Source organism: Kutzneria sp. 744 (assembly GCF_000568255.1).
Lineage (GTDB): Bacteria > Actinomycetota > Actinomycetes > Mycobacteriales > Pseudonocardiaceae > Kutzneria.
The window spans coordinates 3,257,305-3,271,261 of the sequence record NZ_KK037166.1; the positions used below are offsets into that span (position 1 = coordinate 3,257,305).

Annotated in this window: 14 protein-coding genes and 1 pseudogene; 6 read left to right on the forward strand and 9 right to left on the reverse strand. The window is 68.7% G+C overall.

Annotation, left to right across the window (positions count from 1 at the left end):
* From KUTG_RS14510 to KUTG_RS53420, 4 genes are all read left to right on the forward strand, one after another.
* Positions 1–1,293, forward strand: a 1,293-nt coding sequence (locus KUTG_RS14510) for a flavin monoamine oxidase family protein (RefSeq protein WP_043717354.1), incomplete at its 5' end; no start/stop codon positions are given.
* A gap of 298 nt (positions 1,294–1,591) precedes the next feature.
* On the forward strand, positions 1,592–2,854 hold the full coding sequence (gene aspS / locus KUTG_RS14515; RefSeq protein WP_084581124.1) for an aspartate--tRNA(Asn) ligase: 1,263 nt from the start codon (positions 1,592–1,594) through the stop codon (positions 2,852–2,854).
* Positions 2,855–2,969: 115 nt separating this feature from the next.
* The gene (locus tag KUTG_RS14520) at positions 2,970–4,100 is read left to right on the forward strand and encodes a glycosyltransferase (protein ID WP_043717357.1); all 1,131 of its coding nucleotides are present in this window, start codon (positions 2,970–2,972) and stop codon (positions 4,098–4,100) included.
* Between the two features lie 384 nt (positions 4,101–4,484).
* Positions 4,485–5,630, forward strand: coding sequence for an HNH endonuclease signature motif containing protein (locus KUTG_RS53420; RefSeq protein ID WP_052394504.1), 1,146 nt, complete (start codon positions 4,485–4,487; stop codon positions 5,628–5,630).
* A gap of 179 nt (positions 5,631–5,809) precedes the next feature.
* On the opposite strand, the gene KUTG_RS14530 is transcribed toward KUTG_RS53420, so the two are convergent.
* From KUTG_RS14530 to KUTG_RS66170, 4 genes and pseudogenes are all read right to left on the reverse strand, one after another.
* On the reverse strand, positions 5,810–7,444 hold the full coding sequence (locus tag KUTG_RS14530; RefSeq protein ID WP_043717360.1) for a flavin monoamine oxidase family protein: 1,635 nt from the start codon (positions 7,442–7,444) through the stop codon (positions 5,810–5,812).
* A gap of 54 nt (positions 7,445–7,498) precedes the next feature.
* Complete coding sequence (locus KUTG_RS14535) at positions 7,499–7,762, reverse strand: LysR substrate-binding domain-containing protein (RefSeq protein ID WP_084579320.1); 264 nt, start codon at positions 7,760–7,762, stop codon at positions 7,499–7,501.
* A 505-nt stretch (positions 7,763–8,267) separates the two neighbouring features.
* Positions 8,268–8,510, reverse strand: coding sequence for a LysR substrate-binding domain-containing protein (locus KUTG_RS66165; RefSeq protein WP_052394508.1), 243 nt, complete (start codon positions 8,508–8,510; stop codon positions 8,268–8,270).
* 139 nt (positions 8,511–8,649) lie between these two features.
* Positions 8,650–8,799: pseudogene (locus KUTG_RS66170) on the reverse strand (hypothetical protein); the annotation flags it as partial.
* Between KUTG_RS66170 and KUTG_RS14545 the strand changes: the two are divergent.
* On the forward strand, positions 8,798–9,589 hold the full coding sequence (locus KUTG_RS14545; RefSeq protein ID WP_043717363.1) for an NAD(P)-dependent oxidoreductase: 792 nt from the start codon (positions 8,798–8,800) through the stop codon (positions 9,587–9,589). The pseudogene KUTG_RS66170 and the gene KUTG_RS14545 overlap by 2 nt on opposite strands.
* Positions 9,590–9,684: 95 nt before the next feature.
* The gene (locus KUTG_RS14550) at positions 9,685–10,470 is read left to right on the forward strand and encodes a helix-turn-helix transcriptional regulator (protein WP_052394510.1); all 786 of its coding nucleotides are present in this window, start codon (positions 9,685–9,687) and stop codon (positions 10,468–10,470) included.
* Here KUTG_RS14550 and KUTG_RS14555 read toward each other — a convergent pair.
* The 5 genes from KUTG_RS14555 to KUTG_RS61245 all read right to left on the reverse strand — a co-directional run bounded on the left by KUTG_RS14555 (position 10,465) and on the right by KUTG_RS61245 (position 13,910).
* On the reverse strand, positions 10,465–11,256 hold the full coding sequence (locus KUTG_RS14555) for a sugar phosphate isomerase/epimerase family protein (RefSeq protein WP_043717368.1): 792 nt from the start codon (positions 11,254–11,256) through the stop codon (positions 10,465–10,467). The two genes, KUTG_RS14550 and KUTG_RS14555, sit on opposite strands and share 6 nt — an antisense overlap.
* Before the next feature lie 135 nt (positions 11,257–11,391).
* Positions 11,392–12,390 carry a GNAT family N-acetyltransferase gene (locus KUTG_RS14560; RefSeq protein WP_043717370.1) on the reverse strand — a complete coding sequence of 333 codons (999 nt, stop codon included), beginning with the start codon at positions 12,388–12,390 and terminating at the stop codon, positions 11,392–11,394.
* 17 nt (positions 12,391–12,407) lie between these two features.
* A complete protein-coding gene (locus tag KUTG_RS58435; protein WP_157494538.1) occupies positions 12,408–12,563 on the reverse strand; it encodes a hypothetical protein in 156 nt (51 codons plus the stop codon).
* A 121-nt stretch (positions 12,564–12,684) separates the two neighbouring features.
* Positions 12,685–13,389, reverse strand: coding sequence for a GNAT family N-acetyltransferase (locus KUTG_RS61240; RefSeq protein ID WP_052394512.1), 705 nt, complete (start codon positions 13,387–13,389; stop codon positions 12,685–12,687).
* Positions 13,386–13,910: a GNAT family N-acetyltransferase gene (locus KUTG_RS61245; protein WP_043717372.1), complete on the reverse strand. Its 525-nt coding sequence runs from the start codon at positions 13,908–13,910 to the stop codon at positions 13,386–13,388. Before KUTG_RS61245 ends, KUTG_RS61240 begins: the two co-directional genes overlap by 4 nt.
* Positions 13,911–13,957 lie beyond the last annotated feature (47 nt).

A 13,957-nucleotide genomic window follows, 5' to 3' on the forward strand; every position in this document is an offset into this window, starting at 1 on the left:
CGCAACTTCACCGTCCGCGGCGGCACGCGGCAGACCGACCTGGACGGGCAGACCCAGGTCGGCCGGTTCTCCGGCGGCGAGTACATGAACGCCGGTCCGGCCCGGATCGCGCAGTGGATGGTGACCCTGGACTACTGCCGTGAGCTGGGCATCCCGATCGAGGTGTTCACCAACACCAACGCCAGCGCGCTGATCTACCACGAGGGCATGGGCGCGCCGGTCCGCTACCGCACGGCCAAGGCCGATGTGTACGGCTACGTCAGCGAACTACTGGCCAAGGCCACCGACCAGGGCGCGTTGGACAGCTCCCTGACCGGTGACGACAAGCAGCGGCTGCTGGCGTTTCTCGAAGGCTGGGGCGACATCGGGGCGCAGCACAGGTACACGGGGTCGAAGCGCCGCGGCTATTCGGTCGATCCGGGGGCTTTCGACCAGGCCGGCACTCCGCTCCCCGGGCCGCCGTCGCTGTCGGACGTCCTGGCCAGCGGCGTCGGCCGGCATTTCTCGTTCGAGTTCGAGTACGAGCAGGCCATGCTGATGTTCCAACCGGTCGGCGGCATGGACCGGATCCCGGCGGCGCTGGTGCGGGCGATCGGGCCGGGCCGGGTGCGCACCGGGTGCGCCGTCACGGGAATCACCAACGGTGACAACGGGGTTTCCGTCACGTACACGCGCGGCGGCCGGGAGCAGCGTATCGACGCCGACTACTGCATTGCCGCGATGCCGCCGCACATCGCCGCCCGCATCCCGCACAACCTGGGCGCCGATGTGCGGCACGCGCTGACCACCTTCGACGTCCACCCGGTCGGCAAGATGGGCCTGGAGTACCGGAGCCGCTGGTGGGAGACCGATCACCGGATCTACGGCGGCATCACCGAGACGGACCTGGACCTGGATCACGTCTGGTATCCCTCGCACGGCTACCACGGTCGCCGGGGCACCCTGATCGGCTACTACAACACCGATGCGCATGCCGTGGCGTACGGGCAGCTGACGCCGGCGCAGCGGGAGGCCCGGGCGGTGGCGCAGGGCGTGCGGATCCACGGCGACAAGTACCGGACCGAGCTGGCCAGCTCGTTCTCCGTTGCCTGGCACCGGACTCCGCACATCGAGGGCGGCTGGGCGCTGCCCACCACCGACAACATCCCGGCGTACGTCCTGCTCAACCAGCCGCAGGGCCGGGTGTACTTCGCCGGCGACTGGCTGACCTTCCTGGTGACCTGGCAGGCCGGCGCGTTCGACTCGGCCCGGCGGGTGGTGACCGAGCTGCACTCCCGCGTGCTGAAATCCTGAGGCGTGCTACCGGCTTCATCGGATACGCTGTGCCGCAACACGGTGACGGAGACAAGTAGCCGGGGACCAACACGGGTCTTCAGAGAGCCGCCGGTAGCTGCGAAGGCGGTCCCGCGTCCCCCGGCGAAGACACTCCCGAGTGCGGGAGCAGTGATATCGAAGGGTCGGGCCCCGCCGGCCGGCCCGCGTGATCGGGCCAGAACGAGGTCCCCGTCCGCGGGGGCGAAAGTGCGGTGGCACCGCGAGTTTCCCTTCTCGCCCGCACTCCCAAGGGGTCGACTCGACCACTGGAGTGGCGATGATCGCCCGTGTCCTGTCCGCGGAACTGGCCGCCCGCATCGGTGAACGCGTGCGCGTCGCCGGCTGGGTGCACCGCGGCCGTGAGCTGAAATCCGTGACCTTCGTGATCGTGCGCGACCGGTCCGGGCTGACCCAGGTGGTCACCTCCGGGCCCGCGCCCGCCGAGGAGACCGTCGTCGAGGTGACCGGTCTGGTCACCGCCAACCCCAAGGCCCCCGGCGGTTGTGAGCTGACCGAGCCGGTGCTCACCGTGCTCGGCGAAGCCGTCGCGCCGCCGCCGTTCGACCTCTACCGGCCGACCGTCGCCGCCACCCTGCCGACCATTTTGGACCATGCCCCGGTGGCGCTGCGGCATCCGTTGCTGCGGGCCCAGTTCGAGATCGCCGCCGCCTCCGTCGCCGGCTTCCGCCAGGCCCTGGACGGCATCGGCTGCACGGAGATCCACACGCCCAAGATCGTCGGCTCCGCCACCGAGTCCGGGGCCAACGTCTTCGGCATCGACTACTTCGGGCGCAAGGCCTTCCTGGCCCAGTCGCCGCAGTTCTTCAAGCAGGCCATGGTCGGCGTGTTCGAGCGCGTGTACGAGGTCGGGCCGGTGTTCCGGGCCGAGCCCCACGACACCGCCCGTCACCTGGCCCAGTACACCAGCCTCGACGCCGAGATCGGGTTCATCTCCGACCATCGCGACGTCATGGCGGTGCTGCGCGAAGCCATCGCCGGCATGCTGGCCGGCGCCGCTTCGCGGGCCGAGGCGGTCGAGCTGCTCGGGGCCGAGTTGCCCGAGGTGCCGGCCGAGATCCCGTCCATTCACTTCGCCGAGGCCCAGAAGCTGTTGGGCGGCAAGGACGAGGTCGACCTCGCCCCGGCCGACGAGCGGTGGCTGTCCGAGTGGGCCCGGCGCGAGCACCGGTCGGAGTTCTTGTTCGTCACCGGCTATCCCATGGCCAAGCGTCCCTTCTACACCCACCCCGAACCCGGCAACCCTCTGTACAGCAACAGTTTCGACCTGCTGTTCCGTGGCTTGGAGCTCGTCACCGGCGGTCAGCGCCTGCACCGTCACGCCGACTACCTGGCTGCGTTGGCGCAGCGCGGCGAATCGCCCGAGGCGTACGAGGGCTACCTGGAGGTGTTCGCGCACGGCATGCCGCCGCACGGTGGCTTCGCCATCGGGCTGGAACGGTGGACCGCTCGGTTGCTGGGGGTGGCGAACATCCGGCAGACGACCCTGTTCCCGCGAGACCTGCACCGGCTGACGCCGTAGACGGTCTTCTCCCCACCTCAATGTATAGCCGACCCGGGGCCTTGCGGCAAGGCCCCGGGTATGGTTCATCATTGCCCGCCGTACGGCTTTCACCAGCGGAAATGGGGGCAACCACATGCGTGTGGTGCTGATGACATACGGCTCGCGCGGCGACGTGGAGCCGGTGGTGGCGCTCGCCGCCACCCTGCGGGACCTGGGGGCCGAGGCGCTGGTGTGCGCCCCGCCCGACGAGGAGTTCGTGACGCTCATGGCCCGCGCCGGCGTGCCTCACGTGCCGCTCGGGCCTTCCGTGCGGGAACTGATGTCCGTGGCCAAGCCCGATCCCTTCGCCCTGGCCCGGGGCCTCGTCGACGCCCGCTTCGACATCCTGGCCCGGGTCGCCGAAGGCAGCGACGCCATCGTCGCCGCCGGTCTGATGCCGGCCGGCGCCCGCACCGTGGCCGAGCAGTTGGGCATCCGCTACGTCTTCGCGAGCTACCAGTTGTACGGGCTGCAGAAGGCCGCGTGGCAGCAAGATGTGGAGCGCATCAACGCCTTCTACCGTGAGCCGCTGAATTCTCATCTGACCGCCCTCGGGCTGCCTCTGGTCGACAACGTTCGCGATCATGTTTTTACCGACCGGCCCTGGTTGGCCGCGGATCCCGTGCTCTGCCCGTGGGAAGGTGTGACGGAGCTCGATGTCGTGCAGACGGGCGCGTGGATCCTGCCTGATGATCGGCCTCTTTCGGCGGAGTTGGAGGAGTTTCTTCAGGGCGGTGAGCCGCCGGTGTATGTGGGGTTTGGCAGCATGCATCTGCATGCCGCGCCGGAGCTTGGGCGGTTGGCCGTCGACGTCCTGCGGGCGCAAGGGCGTCGGGTGCTGTTGGCCCGAGGATGGGCGGAACTCGGCTCGCTGGATGATGCCGGGGATTGTTTCGTGACGGGGGATGTGAATCAGCAGGCCCTGTTTCCGCGGGTCGCCGCTGTGGTTCACCACGGGGGCGCTGGTACCACCACTGCGGCGAGTCGGGCGGGGGTGCCGCAGGTTGTGGTGCCGCAGATCGGAGATCAGCCCCAGTTTGCCGCTCGGGTGGCGGAGTTGGGCATTGGGGTCGGCCACGACGGGTCTACGCCTACGTATGAGTCGTTGGCGGAGGCGGTGGGGGTGGCGCTGGAACCGGGGGTTGCGGTGCGGGCGAAGGAGATTGCTGGGCGGGTTCGTACGGATGGGACGGTGGTGGCGGCGAAGATGCTGCTTGAGCGGTGAGTGGGAAGGGTGGGTGAGGGTGAGTCGTTGATCTGGGCGGCGGGCGGGAGCTGGGGGGGAGCGGTGGTGCGTCGGGTGTCCGCACCGCGCGGTTGCCGGCCTCTGCCTGCAAATTCATCCTCTTTTCGGTATGCGGTTCTGGAGTGAAGGGGCGCGAGGTGAGGGGTGGGCGGGGTGCGTTGCGCGGCAACGGTTGGGTGGGGGCGTGCGTTTACAGAAGGCTTGGGACGGGTCGGAGAGTGGGGGACTGATTCCGTGAAGGAAGCGTCGTAGGGGGCGTGGGGTTGGAAAGCGCTTTCCAGTGAAGGAAATGAAGGCCGTCACGATCGTGTATAGGTTGGTGTGTAACGGAAGTCGATCACATAACGGGAGTAAGATGTTGGTATGTCAGCGAATCCCGAATTCCCTGCCGACACCGAAGGGTGGCAGCACGGCGAACTGGAGCTGTGGCAAGCCGGCGAAGAAGCCGAAACCCTGTATCGGGCGCTCTACATCCAGCAGCTGGAGCGGGTGTGGGAAGTCTGGGACCGATCAGTGAAGTCGAAAGAGGACCGGACCTCGATCGTGTCGACAATGGTGATCCGCTGGCGGCTCACGATCAGGGAAGCGCGTGAGCGGCTTCGGTACGCGGAACTGTTCCACAGCGAGGCGATCCGCGAAGCAGGCCGCGCTGGAGAGTTGGACCGGCAGCACTTGAAGATCATCCACGAGACGTTGCGGATAGCGCCGGCGGCCGAGCGGGACAGGGTTGAAGCATCACTGTTGGAGAACGTCCAGTTCGACGAGGGCGAGTTCAAGAACATCGCGCAACGGATCCTGTTCCACCTCGACCAGGACGGCAAAGCCCCGGACGACCGCGAACTGCGGACACCGAAGCGGGAGTTCCGCTTCGAACGCAAGCTGGACGGCAGCATGGTGTTCTGGGGCAGACTCGACCAGGAGTACGGGGCGAAGATCGCGGCAATGCTCAGCGCGCTGGCCAAGCCCACCTCCGGCACAGACCCCCGCACCACCGCCGAACGGCAAGGCGACGCGTTCGCGGAGATCATCGAGCTCGCCTCCCGCAGTGAAGGCCTGCCCGAGCAGGGCGGCGAGCGCCCACACCTGACACTGTCGATGTCCTTCAAGGACTTCATGGACAACACGGGTGTGGCGAAGGTCGAAGGCGGGGGCGTGATGAGCGCGGCGGAGGCCCGGCGGATCGCCTGTGACAGCACGGTGATGCGCCTGGTGCTCGGAGCTGGCAAAGAGATCCTGAATGTGGGCCGCCAGCAACGTACAGCCCCGAGGGGGATCCGCAAGGCGCTGATCGAGCGGGACGGCGCTTGCGCGTTCCCCGGCTGCGCGACGGAACCGGCGCGGTGTCACGCCCACCACGTGGTCGAGTGGGCGAACGGAGGACCCACCAGCCTCGACAACATGGTCCTCCTCTGCGGGGCGCATCACCGATTGATCCACCACAGTCGGTGGACGGTGAAGATGGTGGACCAGCGGCCGGTGTTCTCAGACGGGCTAGGGGAAACGGGGTGAAGGGCCGCGCCCTGGCCCGCTCCGGCATGTCGGCGCGGGCAGGTCACGGCTGTGTGCGCGGCGGCGGTGGATCGGCGAGTTCGGGCGATCGGGGCCGGGCCGAACTGGAGGTGCCGGCGGTCGCGCGAGGGGGTGGCCACGCATCGACGGGGCGGGCGGGAAATCGAGGCGAACGCTGGCTAGAGCAAGGACAAGAGCTCGGCGGCGGCGCGGGCGCCGGACTCGGCGCCGCCGTTCATGTAGCCCTGAGAGTCGACGGAAGTGTGCTCGCCGGCCAGGTGGATGAGGCCCTGACGAGTGGCCTCGTAGCCGGCGAAGCGGTGGCAGTAGTCGACGGGATAACAACTGTAGGCGCCATGGCTGAGAGGGTTGCGGTGCCACGCGGCCAAGGTGGCCTGGCCGGTGTAGGCGTCGGCGAGGGGAGGGACGACGGGGGCGAGCTGGGACAGCTTCTGGCGGACGGAAGAGCGCACGTACGGGGAGAAAGCGTTGGAGAAAGGGGATGAAGGCTGGAAAGACAGAGCGCCGCTGCCGCCGCCGTACTGGACGGCGATGCCCGAAGGGCCGGGCTGACCGGTGGTGGCGTCCCACACCTGCTGGTAACCGGTGTCGGAAAAGCTGATGCCGTTGGCGACACCCGGCCAAGGGCCGTGGCCGAGCCAAGGGCGGGAGGAGAACCGCATGTGCAGCTTGGTGCAGAAACCCATCTGTAGCTGGGAAACCGCGCCCCTCATACGAGGGTCGAAGCCGGCGCGGCTGAGGTCGAGCCGCTGCAACACGCCGAGGGGCACGGTCAGAACGGTGTGATCGGCCCGCACGGCGCCGGTGTCGAAATGCAGAGTCTGGGAGCCATCACTGTTGCGTACCAAGGCTTCGAGGCGGTGACCGTGCTGGACCGTGCCGGCGGGTAAAGCGCGGGCGATGGCCTCGGGGAGAGTCTGGTTGCCGGCGGTGATGTGAAAGCGCTCGTCGGAAGCACCCCAGATCTCGGGCTCGGAGAGATCCGACTGGTCGATCATCATGTACGCCAGGTTGACGGCGGTCTGCTCGGAGGTGTCGCGGCCGTACTCGACCACGTAGGCGTCGTCCAGGAAACGGGCGATCCACGTCGAATAGCCGCCGGGCACGCGGGTGGAAATCCACTCCTGCACGGACATGCGGCTCAACGCGACACCGAAAGGCGTCGACGAGTCCCAGGTCGGGGCGTCCGCGCCGGCACGGTCGATGTCGGCCCGAAGAGCCTTGTACACGGGCTGGAACTCGGCGACGAACTCGGCATGCGAACGGTAACGGCCCTCGTAGTACAGAACATCGTTGCTGCCGACGGGCTCTGCGGCGCGGATATCGGTGAGGCCGATGGAGAAACGCTTGCACAGGGCGCGGATCACGGAGTGGTCGGTGTCGATCAACTCGCCGCCGTACTCGGTGACCTGCCCGCCGCCCCAATAGTCACGCTCGGAGAACATCCGGCCGCCGACACGGTCGCTCGCCTCGTAGACGGTGCAGCGCACGCCGGCATCGGCCAAGGCGAGGGCGGTGTTCAAGCCGGCGATGCCGGCGCCGATGACAGCAATCCGCGCCTCGGTACCGCCCAGCGGCACGGCGGCCGCCCTCGGTGCACGTAAGACGCTGGCCGCGCCGAGCACGGCGGCGGAGGCACCGAAGATCCGGAGCGCGTCACGACGGCTCAACGTGCCGGCTGCCCGGGCCAGCCGCGCCTCACGGAACTCCAGGACCGGCATGCCCAGCCGTGCGGCGGCGGCATGGTCGGTCGCGACTCGACGCAGGAACCGGAACATCTCCGTACGCGGCATGCCGGGAGCAAACACCAACCGAATCAGTACTGTCAACGCCTCAAGGCAACGAAATCAGTTGCCAAGGATGGCCAGAAACGCGCGAGTCGCAGGAGACAGGGCCACCCCGGAGGGTGTGGCGGCGTGCACGGCGCGGGTCGGGACCTCGTCGGGATGCAGCCGCACCAGGCAGATGTCCGAACGCACGGACTCGGCGGCAATGGACGGGATGAGCGTGATGCCCACGCCCGCCGCCACAAAGCCCTGCTTGGCCATCCAGTCCCGGGCCACGAAACCGATCCGCGGCCGGAACCCCCGAGCCAGACACGAACTGATCAAGGTCTCCTCCGGCCGGTCGCTGCCGGCGAGAACTTATCACTCTAAAGGGATGTCCCCTTTCATTTGTGTTTGATTATCGCGCTCGCGTAGGGGCCCAAATTTGTGCTCGCTAGGGCTAAAGTGAATGATGAGCGCATACCCAGTTAAGACGTAATATCCGTCACTCCGCGTGTCGGCGAGTTCTTAATGCCCGGGCTTTCGGTCACTCATTTGATGCTCTAGAGATTAGGCAAACAGAGGACCGGAATTCGTAGCACAAAGCATGGTAGCGGTTCCACATTGTTAATGCAGTCGGTAGTTTCCGCGTCATATCTGGACACCGATATGCCGAATCTAAGCAGGTTCCCCGCGATTTAGCCTTCTTGGTGCCGTTCGAGAGCCACCTACCCGACTAACGTATAGGTACAGCGTGGATGAATGGATCATTGGTGTCAGCCGAGATCTAACACAGTACCAAATTTCGACAGTTGCTCGGCTTGAAATAGACGAACTCTAGAGCTATGCCCTAACACGTCGCCGGACAGCACGGCCACGTCCAGCTCGCCGGCCCGCAGCTGCCGGGCCAGCCCCGGGGTGTAGGCCCGGTCAGCGTCACCGTGACCGCCGGATGGGCGGCCCGGAAGGCGGCGATGGCCTTGGGCACCAGGGAGGCGTCGGCGGTGGCGAAAGCGCCGACGCGCAGCCGGCCCGTCGCCAACTCGCGGAGGTCGGCCAGCTCCCGACGGGCCGCCTCCAACCGGTCCAGCACCGCCTCGGCGTGCAGGAGCAGCCGCCGGCCCGGCTCGGTCGGGCGGACACCACGCGGCAGCCGGGCGAACAGCGGCGTGCCGGTTTTTTTTCTCCAGCGCGGAGATCTGATGGGAGATCGCCGACTGCGTGTAGCCGAGCCGGCTGCCGGCCGCCGTGAACGAACCAAGCCGGGCGACCTCGACGAAGATCCGCAGCAAACCGCTCGACAACTCATGCGTGTCCGGCATGCCATCCATGCTAGACATTCGCTGGTGGCATCGCTGCGAGAACCCTAGCGTCGATGCCATGGAAAAGATCGCGTTTCTCGGGCTGGGCTCGATGGGCCTGCCGATGGCCCGCCGCCTGCTGGCCGCCGGCTACGAGCTGACGGTGTGGAACCGGACCGCCGCGAAGGCGGAGTTGCTTGCGTCAGAGGGTGCCAAGGTCGCCATCACACCGGCCGAAGCCGCGTGGGACGCCGACGTGATCGTCACGATGCTGGCCGACCCGGAAGCGGTGCACGCGGTCGTCGGCGCAATGCTCCCGGCCCTGCGCCCGGGCAAGCGCCTGATCGACATGTCCTCCATCGGCCCGCAGTCCTTCGCGGAACTCGCCGCCAAGCTCCCCGAGGGCGTCACCGCGATCGACGCCCCGGTGCTGGGCAGCGTCGACCGGGCCGCCGCCGGTCAGCTGATCCTGTTCGTCGGCGGCGATCCGACTCCGGTGCAGGGCATCCTGGAGCAGTTCGGCCGCATCACCCGCTGCGGCGGCCCGGGCGCCGGCTCGGCACTGAAGATCGTCGTCATCACGGCGGTGATCGTCGGCGTCACGGAGATCGCCGAGGCGATGAAACTCGCCGCCACCTATGGCCTTTCCGAGGATCTGGTCACGACCGCCCTGACCAACAGCCCGCTGGGCGGGGTCGCGGCGCGGGCCTTCGCCGAGGGCGTGCACTACCCGATTCGCTTGGCGGCCAAGGATGTCGCGCTGGCGACGGCGTCGGCCGACCTGCCGCTCGCCCGCACCGTGCACGGGCAGCTGGCCTGGCTGGCCGACACCGAGCAGGACCTGGGCAAGGTGGTCGACCAGCTGCGCTGAACCTGATCGGCCCTCGTCGCGTTGAGACGAACGGGCGCGGCGCGAACCCGGGCGCGCCGCCGTGTACCGTGCCCGCGACGAGTGCAGGGGTGCCCGTGGCGGAATTGGCTTCGCGCGACTACGAACGCATGCTCGACCTGGCGGTTGCGGTGATGGACAGCCGCAACGTCGACCAGACGTGGTCGCTCGTGGCCGACGAATTGATCCGATCATTGCACGGCACCACGTGTGTGCTGTCCCGCAGCCACCGCTTCGTCAGCCGCGTCATCGTGCTGGACGAGGTCGAGGTGTGGACGCCGTGGTTCCGCGGCGTGCTGCCGCCGGAAGCCGAGGAGCGGGGCCGGATGCCGCTGCACCCGCTGGTGCGGCACTACGCCGAGACCGGCGACGGCGAGCCCCGGACCGTCAGCGACCTGCTGGACGACCGGACGTGGCGGTCGACGGAGACGTTCGGCTCGCTGCGCGGAACCTCCGGCGCGACAAGGCATATCGCCCTGCCGCTGCACGACATGTCCGGCGCCAACCGGGGCTTTGTGCTCGGCCGGTCCGGGATGGACTTCACCGACCGGGAACGGGCCTTCGTGCGGCGGCTGCAACCGTTGCTACGCAGGGTGGACGGCCATGTGCGGCAGCTGAAGCTGTGGCAGGACAAGGCAATCGACGGCATGGACCGAGCCGCCGAGGTGAAGCTGACCAGTCGCGAGATCACCGTGCTGTCGCTGCTGGCCTCCGGGCTCACCGCCGGCGGCATCGCCAGCCGCCTCGGCGCGTCGCCGCGGACCGTCCACAAGCACCTGGAGAACATCTACCGCAAGCTCGGCACGTCCGACCGGCTCACCACCGTGCTGAGGGCCCAGCGGTTCGGAATCCTGCCGTCATAGCAGGGAAACGCCGCTCTCGGCCGCGATGAGACGCAGCGACGCCACGCTGTCCCGCGTGGCCTGCACGGTGCCGCCGACCGGCGCCGAGTAGTGCGTCTCGATCGACAGGTACTCGTCGTAGCCGGCGTCGGCCAGGCCGCGCAGCTGGCTCGGCCAGCCCACGATGCCCGCGCCCGGCTTCACCCAGCCCTGGTCGTGCGCGTAGTCCTTGACGTGCACGTGGGCCACCGCCTCGGCCACCTTGCCGCAGTTCACCGTGTCCGGCTCCGTGCGGCGGAAGCGGGCCTCGTTGGCCGGGTCCCAGACCACGCCCAGCAGGCCCGGCGCCATCTTGCCCAGCAGCTCGTCGGCCTCGGCCACCGTGGCCACCATGCAGGCCTCGTCGATCTCCAGCAGCAGTGTGAAGCCCGCCGCCCGCACCTGGTTGGACGCCGCCGACAGCACGTCGGCCAACCACGGCAGGTACCAGTCGCGGTCGTCCACCCGCAGCCCCGAGAACACCCGGATCGCCGTCGCCCCGACCAGGTCCGCGATCTCCATGCCGCGGTCCAGGTGCTCCCAGATCGCCTTCGTCGCCTTCAGGAACGGCGTGTCCACCACCGGGCAGGCGAAGCCGCCCGCCGCCAGCGCGTCCCGGAACTCCCGCAGCCGGGACTGCTCGTGGTGCACCACGTTGCGGCCGCCGACGCTGCGCAGCTCGACCGCGGACAGCCCGAGCGCCTCGCACTCGCGCAGCGCCGTGTCCAGGTCGGGCGCGATCTCGTCGGTGATGACGGACAGCCGCATGCTGCTTCCACTCCACTGTCGGCAGGGTCCCCCGTGGAGTACCAGCTACAGCCGGTCGGCGCAACGGCTACCCCCCGTCACAGCCCCGGCAGCCGGGTCAGACGCGACAATCGGTCGAAAATCCGAGACGATCGGTCACAGTGGTTGCAGCCCGGCAAGCTCCCGGCTCACCACCCCGAAACGCCGAACCGTCGCGAATCCCAGCCGGTGGTTGACGTCCGCCATGTGCGTGTTGGCCACGCCGGTGGACGTCCACACCTGCTTCAGGTCGTCCCTGCCGGCGGTGAACCAGCGCAGCATGTCGGCCTTCATCGCCAGCCCCAGCCCGCGCCCGCGGTGCGCGCCGAGCACGACCGTGTCGCCCTGCATCAGCCGCCGCCGATCCGACGGTCGGGCCTCCAGCTCCGTCAGGCCGGCGACCTCGCCCCGCGCGTCGACCGCGACGACCGTCCGGTGTTCGATGCCGTGCTCGTGGTGGTCGGCCTCGATCCGGCGCACCCGTTCCACCGTCCAGTCCGGCGCCGTCAACGCGGATTCGCCGGTCGGCGCGTCGCCGATGGCCCGGCGGGCGGCGGCGAAGGCCTCGACCAGATCATCCGGCGCATGTCCGGTCCACCGCACGAGCCGATATCCCTCGGGCACGTCGACCTCCCACCGTGCACGGTCGACCCCGCCCAACTCCATGATCTGCAGCATCGTGCTGTGCACCAACCGAAACCCGTGCCGCCGGATCCACTTGCCGCTGTCCCCGTCGAGGTTGACGTTCCAGCCCTCGACCACGGTGCGGCCACGCTCGCCGAGCAGCGGAGCCACGAACTTCAGCAGTTCCGTGCCGATGCCCTGCCGCCGCAACTCCGGATGGACGGCGATATCCAGCGCGGCGAGGTGGTCATTGCCGTCGACCGGCAGGCTGACATGGACCCGACCGACCAGCCGGCCGTCCCGGTACGCGGTCCAGAGCAGCAGCTCGCCGAGCTGAACCTGCGGCGCACGCAGGCCGGAGATCGTCGCCGCCCTGGTCGGCGCCGGGAGCTCCGGGAAGTCGCTCCGGTAGGCGGCCAGCCTCATCTCGTGGTAGTCGTCCCACTCCGCTTCGCCGGCCCCGGCCACGTCGAACAACCGCACATCGAGCATCAGATCTCCCCCAGGAGTCACAGGCCTGCCAGGTCCCGGTTCACCACGCTGTACCGACGGACCGTCGCGAAGCCCAGGCGGTGGTTGACGTCGGCCATGTACTGGTTGGCGGTCGCGGTGGAGGTCCACACCCGCCGCAGCGAGGGGTTGTCGGCGGTGATCCAGCGGAGCATGGCGGCCTTCATGGCCTGGCCGAGGCCGTGGCCGCGGTGGACACTAGGCGTATTACTGTGGGAATCTAGAAGCATCCCTGTGGGCTAACTGACTAAATAGTCCACACGGAACTTAAGACTTTTAGTATGCCCGGGTTTGCAGGTCGTTGATCAGCGGGCATTGCCAAATGCTCAGGGGGCGCGGTACCGGCCGGACGCGGTCGACGGTCCAGGTCGGGGTGCGCCAGGCGGAGCCGCCGGGCGGGGCGTCGCCGATGGCGTGGCGGGCCCGGGCGTAGGACTCGACGAGGTGCTCGGGGGCCTGCCCGATCCAGCGCACGAGGCGATAGCCGAGCGGCGTGGGGACGTCCCAGATGTCCGGGTCGACCTCGGCGAACTCCAACAGTTGGAAAACAGAGGTGGTGGCGGTGCGGAAACCGAGCGCGGTGGCGAAGCGGTCGCCCGGGGAGTTGGACTCGACCCGAGACACCTCGACGGTCACGCGGCCGCGGTCACGCAATGCCGCGGCGGCGGTGTGCAGCAACAGGGTGCCGATGCCGTGCCGGCGCAGTTCGGGGTGCACGACCAGCCGGACCATGCCCAGGTGCTCGTTGCCGTCCACGGGCAGCTGAGCGGCCAGGGCGCCGACCAGCCGGCCGTCGACGCGGGCGGTCCAGGCCACGCTCTCGCCGAGGTCGACGTCGGGGTTGCGCAGCCGGATCAGCACGGCCTCGCGGGTCGGCGGCGCGACGTTGGGGTAGTCCACCTTGCTCACGGCGAGGTGCAGCTCGTGGTGCTCGTCGACGTCGGCGGTCAGCGGGTCGACGAGCCGGATCTCCGGCGTCACGGTTCGATGATCCACGTGTCGAGCCGCAGCGACCGCCCTTTTGACTGAACCTCGACCGGATCGGCGTCGCTGAGCCGCGCCCCGAGCGCCCGGGCCACGGCCACGCTGGCGGTGTTCTCCGCCTCGATCTCCAGCAGCACGTGCGGCAGCCCCACGGCCCGCAGCGCGAACTCGGTGATCACCTGGGCCGACCGCACGGCCAGTCCCTGCCGGCGGTGCCGCTTGCCGACGACGTAGCCCACCATGCACAGCGCGGGCCGCAGGAACACCATGCCCAGCGGCACATCCTCGCCCGCACGGGTGATGGCCAGGTGCAACCGGTTCTCCTCGGCCCTGGTCCGGCGCATGACCGCCAGGTAGTCCCGCGCGGCGGCCAGGTCGAACGGCGAGGCGATGGGCGTGCGCAGCGCCACATCGGGGTCGTCGAACAGGTCCACCATCACCGGCAGGTCGGCGTCGGTGAAATCCCGCAGCAGCAGCCCGTTCCCGGTGATGGCCAACGGCGAGGCGAACGGGTTCATGGCCCAACAATGCCAGACATACCGGTTCGACATCGGGCGGACGATGC

Bases quoted from the DNA above. Each gene is read 5' to 3' on its own strand.
- KUTG_RS61245 (WP_043717372.1), bottom strand. From the start codon at position 13,910: ATGAACCCGTTCGCCTCGCCGTTGGCCATCACCGGGAACGGGCTGCTG.
- aspS (WP_084581124.1), top strand. From the start codon at position 1,592: ATGATCGCCCGTGTCCTGTCCGCGGAACTGGCCGCCCGCATCGGTGAA.
- KUTG_RS14520 (WP_043717357.1), top strand. From the start codon at position 2,970: ATGCGTGTGGTGCTGATGACATACGGCTCGCGCGGCGACGTGGAGCCG.
- KUTG_RS14530 (WP_043717360.1), bottom strand. From the start codon at position 7,444: ATGCCGCGTACGGAGATGTTCCGGTTCCTGCGTCGAGTCGCGACCGAC.
- KUTG_RS53420 (WP_052394504.1), top strand. From the start codon at position 4,485: ATGTCAGCGAATCCCGAATTCCCTGCCGACACCGAAGGGTGGCAGCAC.
- KUTG_RS14545 (WP_043717363.1), top strand. From the start codon at position 8,798: ATGGAAAAGATCGCGTTTCTCGGGCTGGGCTCGATGGGCCTGCCGATG.
- KUTG_RS14555 (WP_043717368.1), bottom strand. From the start codon at position 11,256: ATGCGGCTGTCCGTCATCACCGACGAGATCGCGCCCGACCTGGACACG.
- KUTG_RS58435 (WP_157494538.1), bottom strand. From the start codon at position 12,563: ATGCTCCGCTGGATCACCGCCGACAACCCCTCGCTGCGGCGGGTGTGG.
- KUTG_RS14560 (WP_043717370.1), bottom strand. From the start codon at position 12,390: ATGCTCGATGTGCGGTTGTTCGACGTGGCCGGGGCCGGCGAAGCGGAG.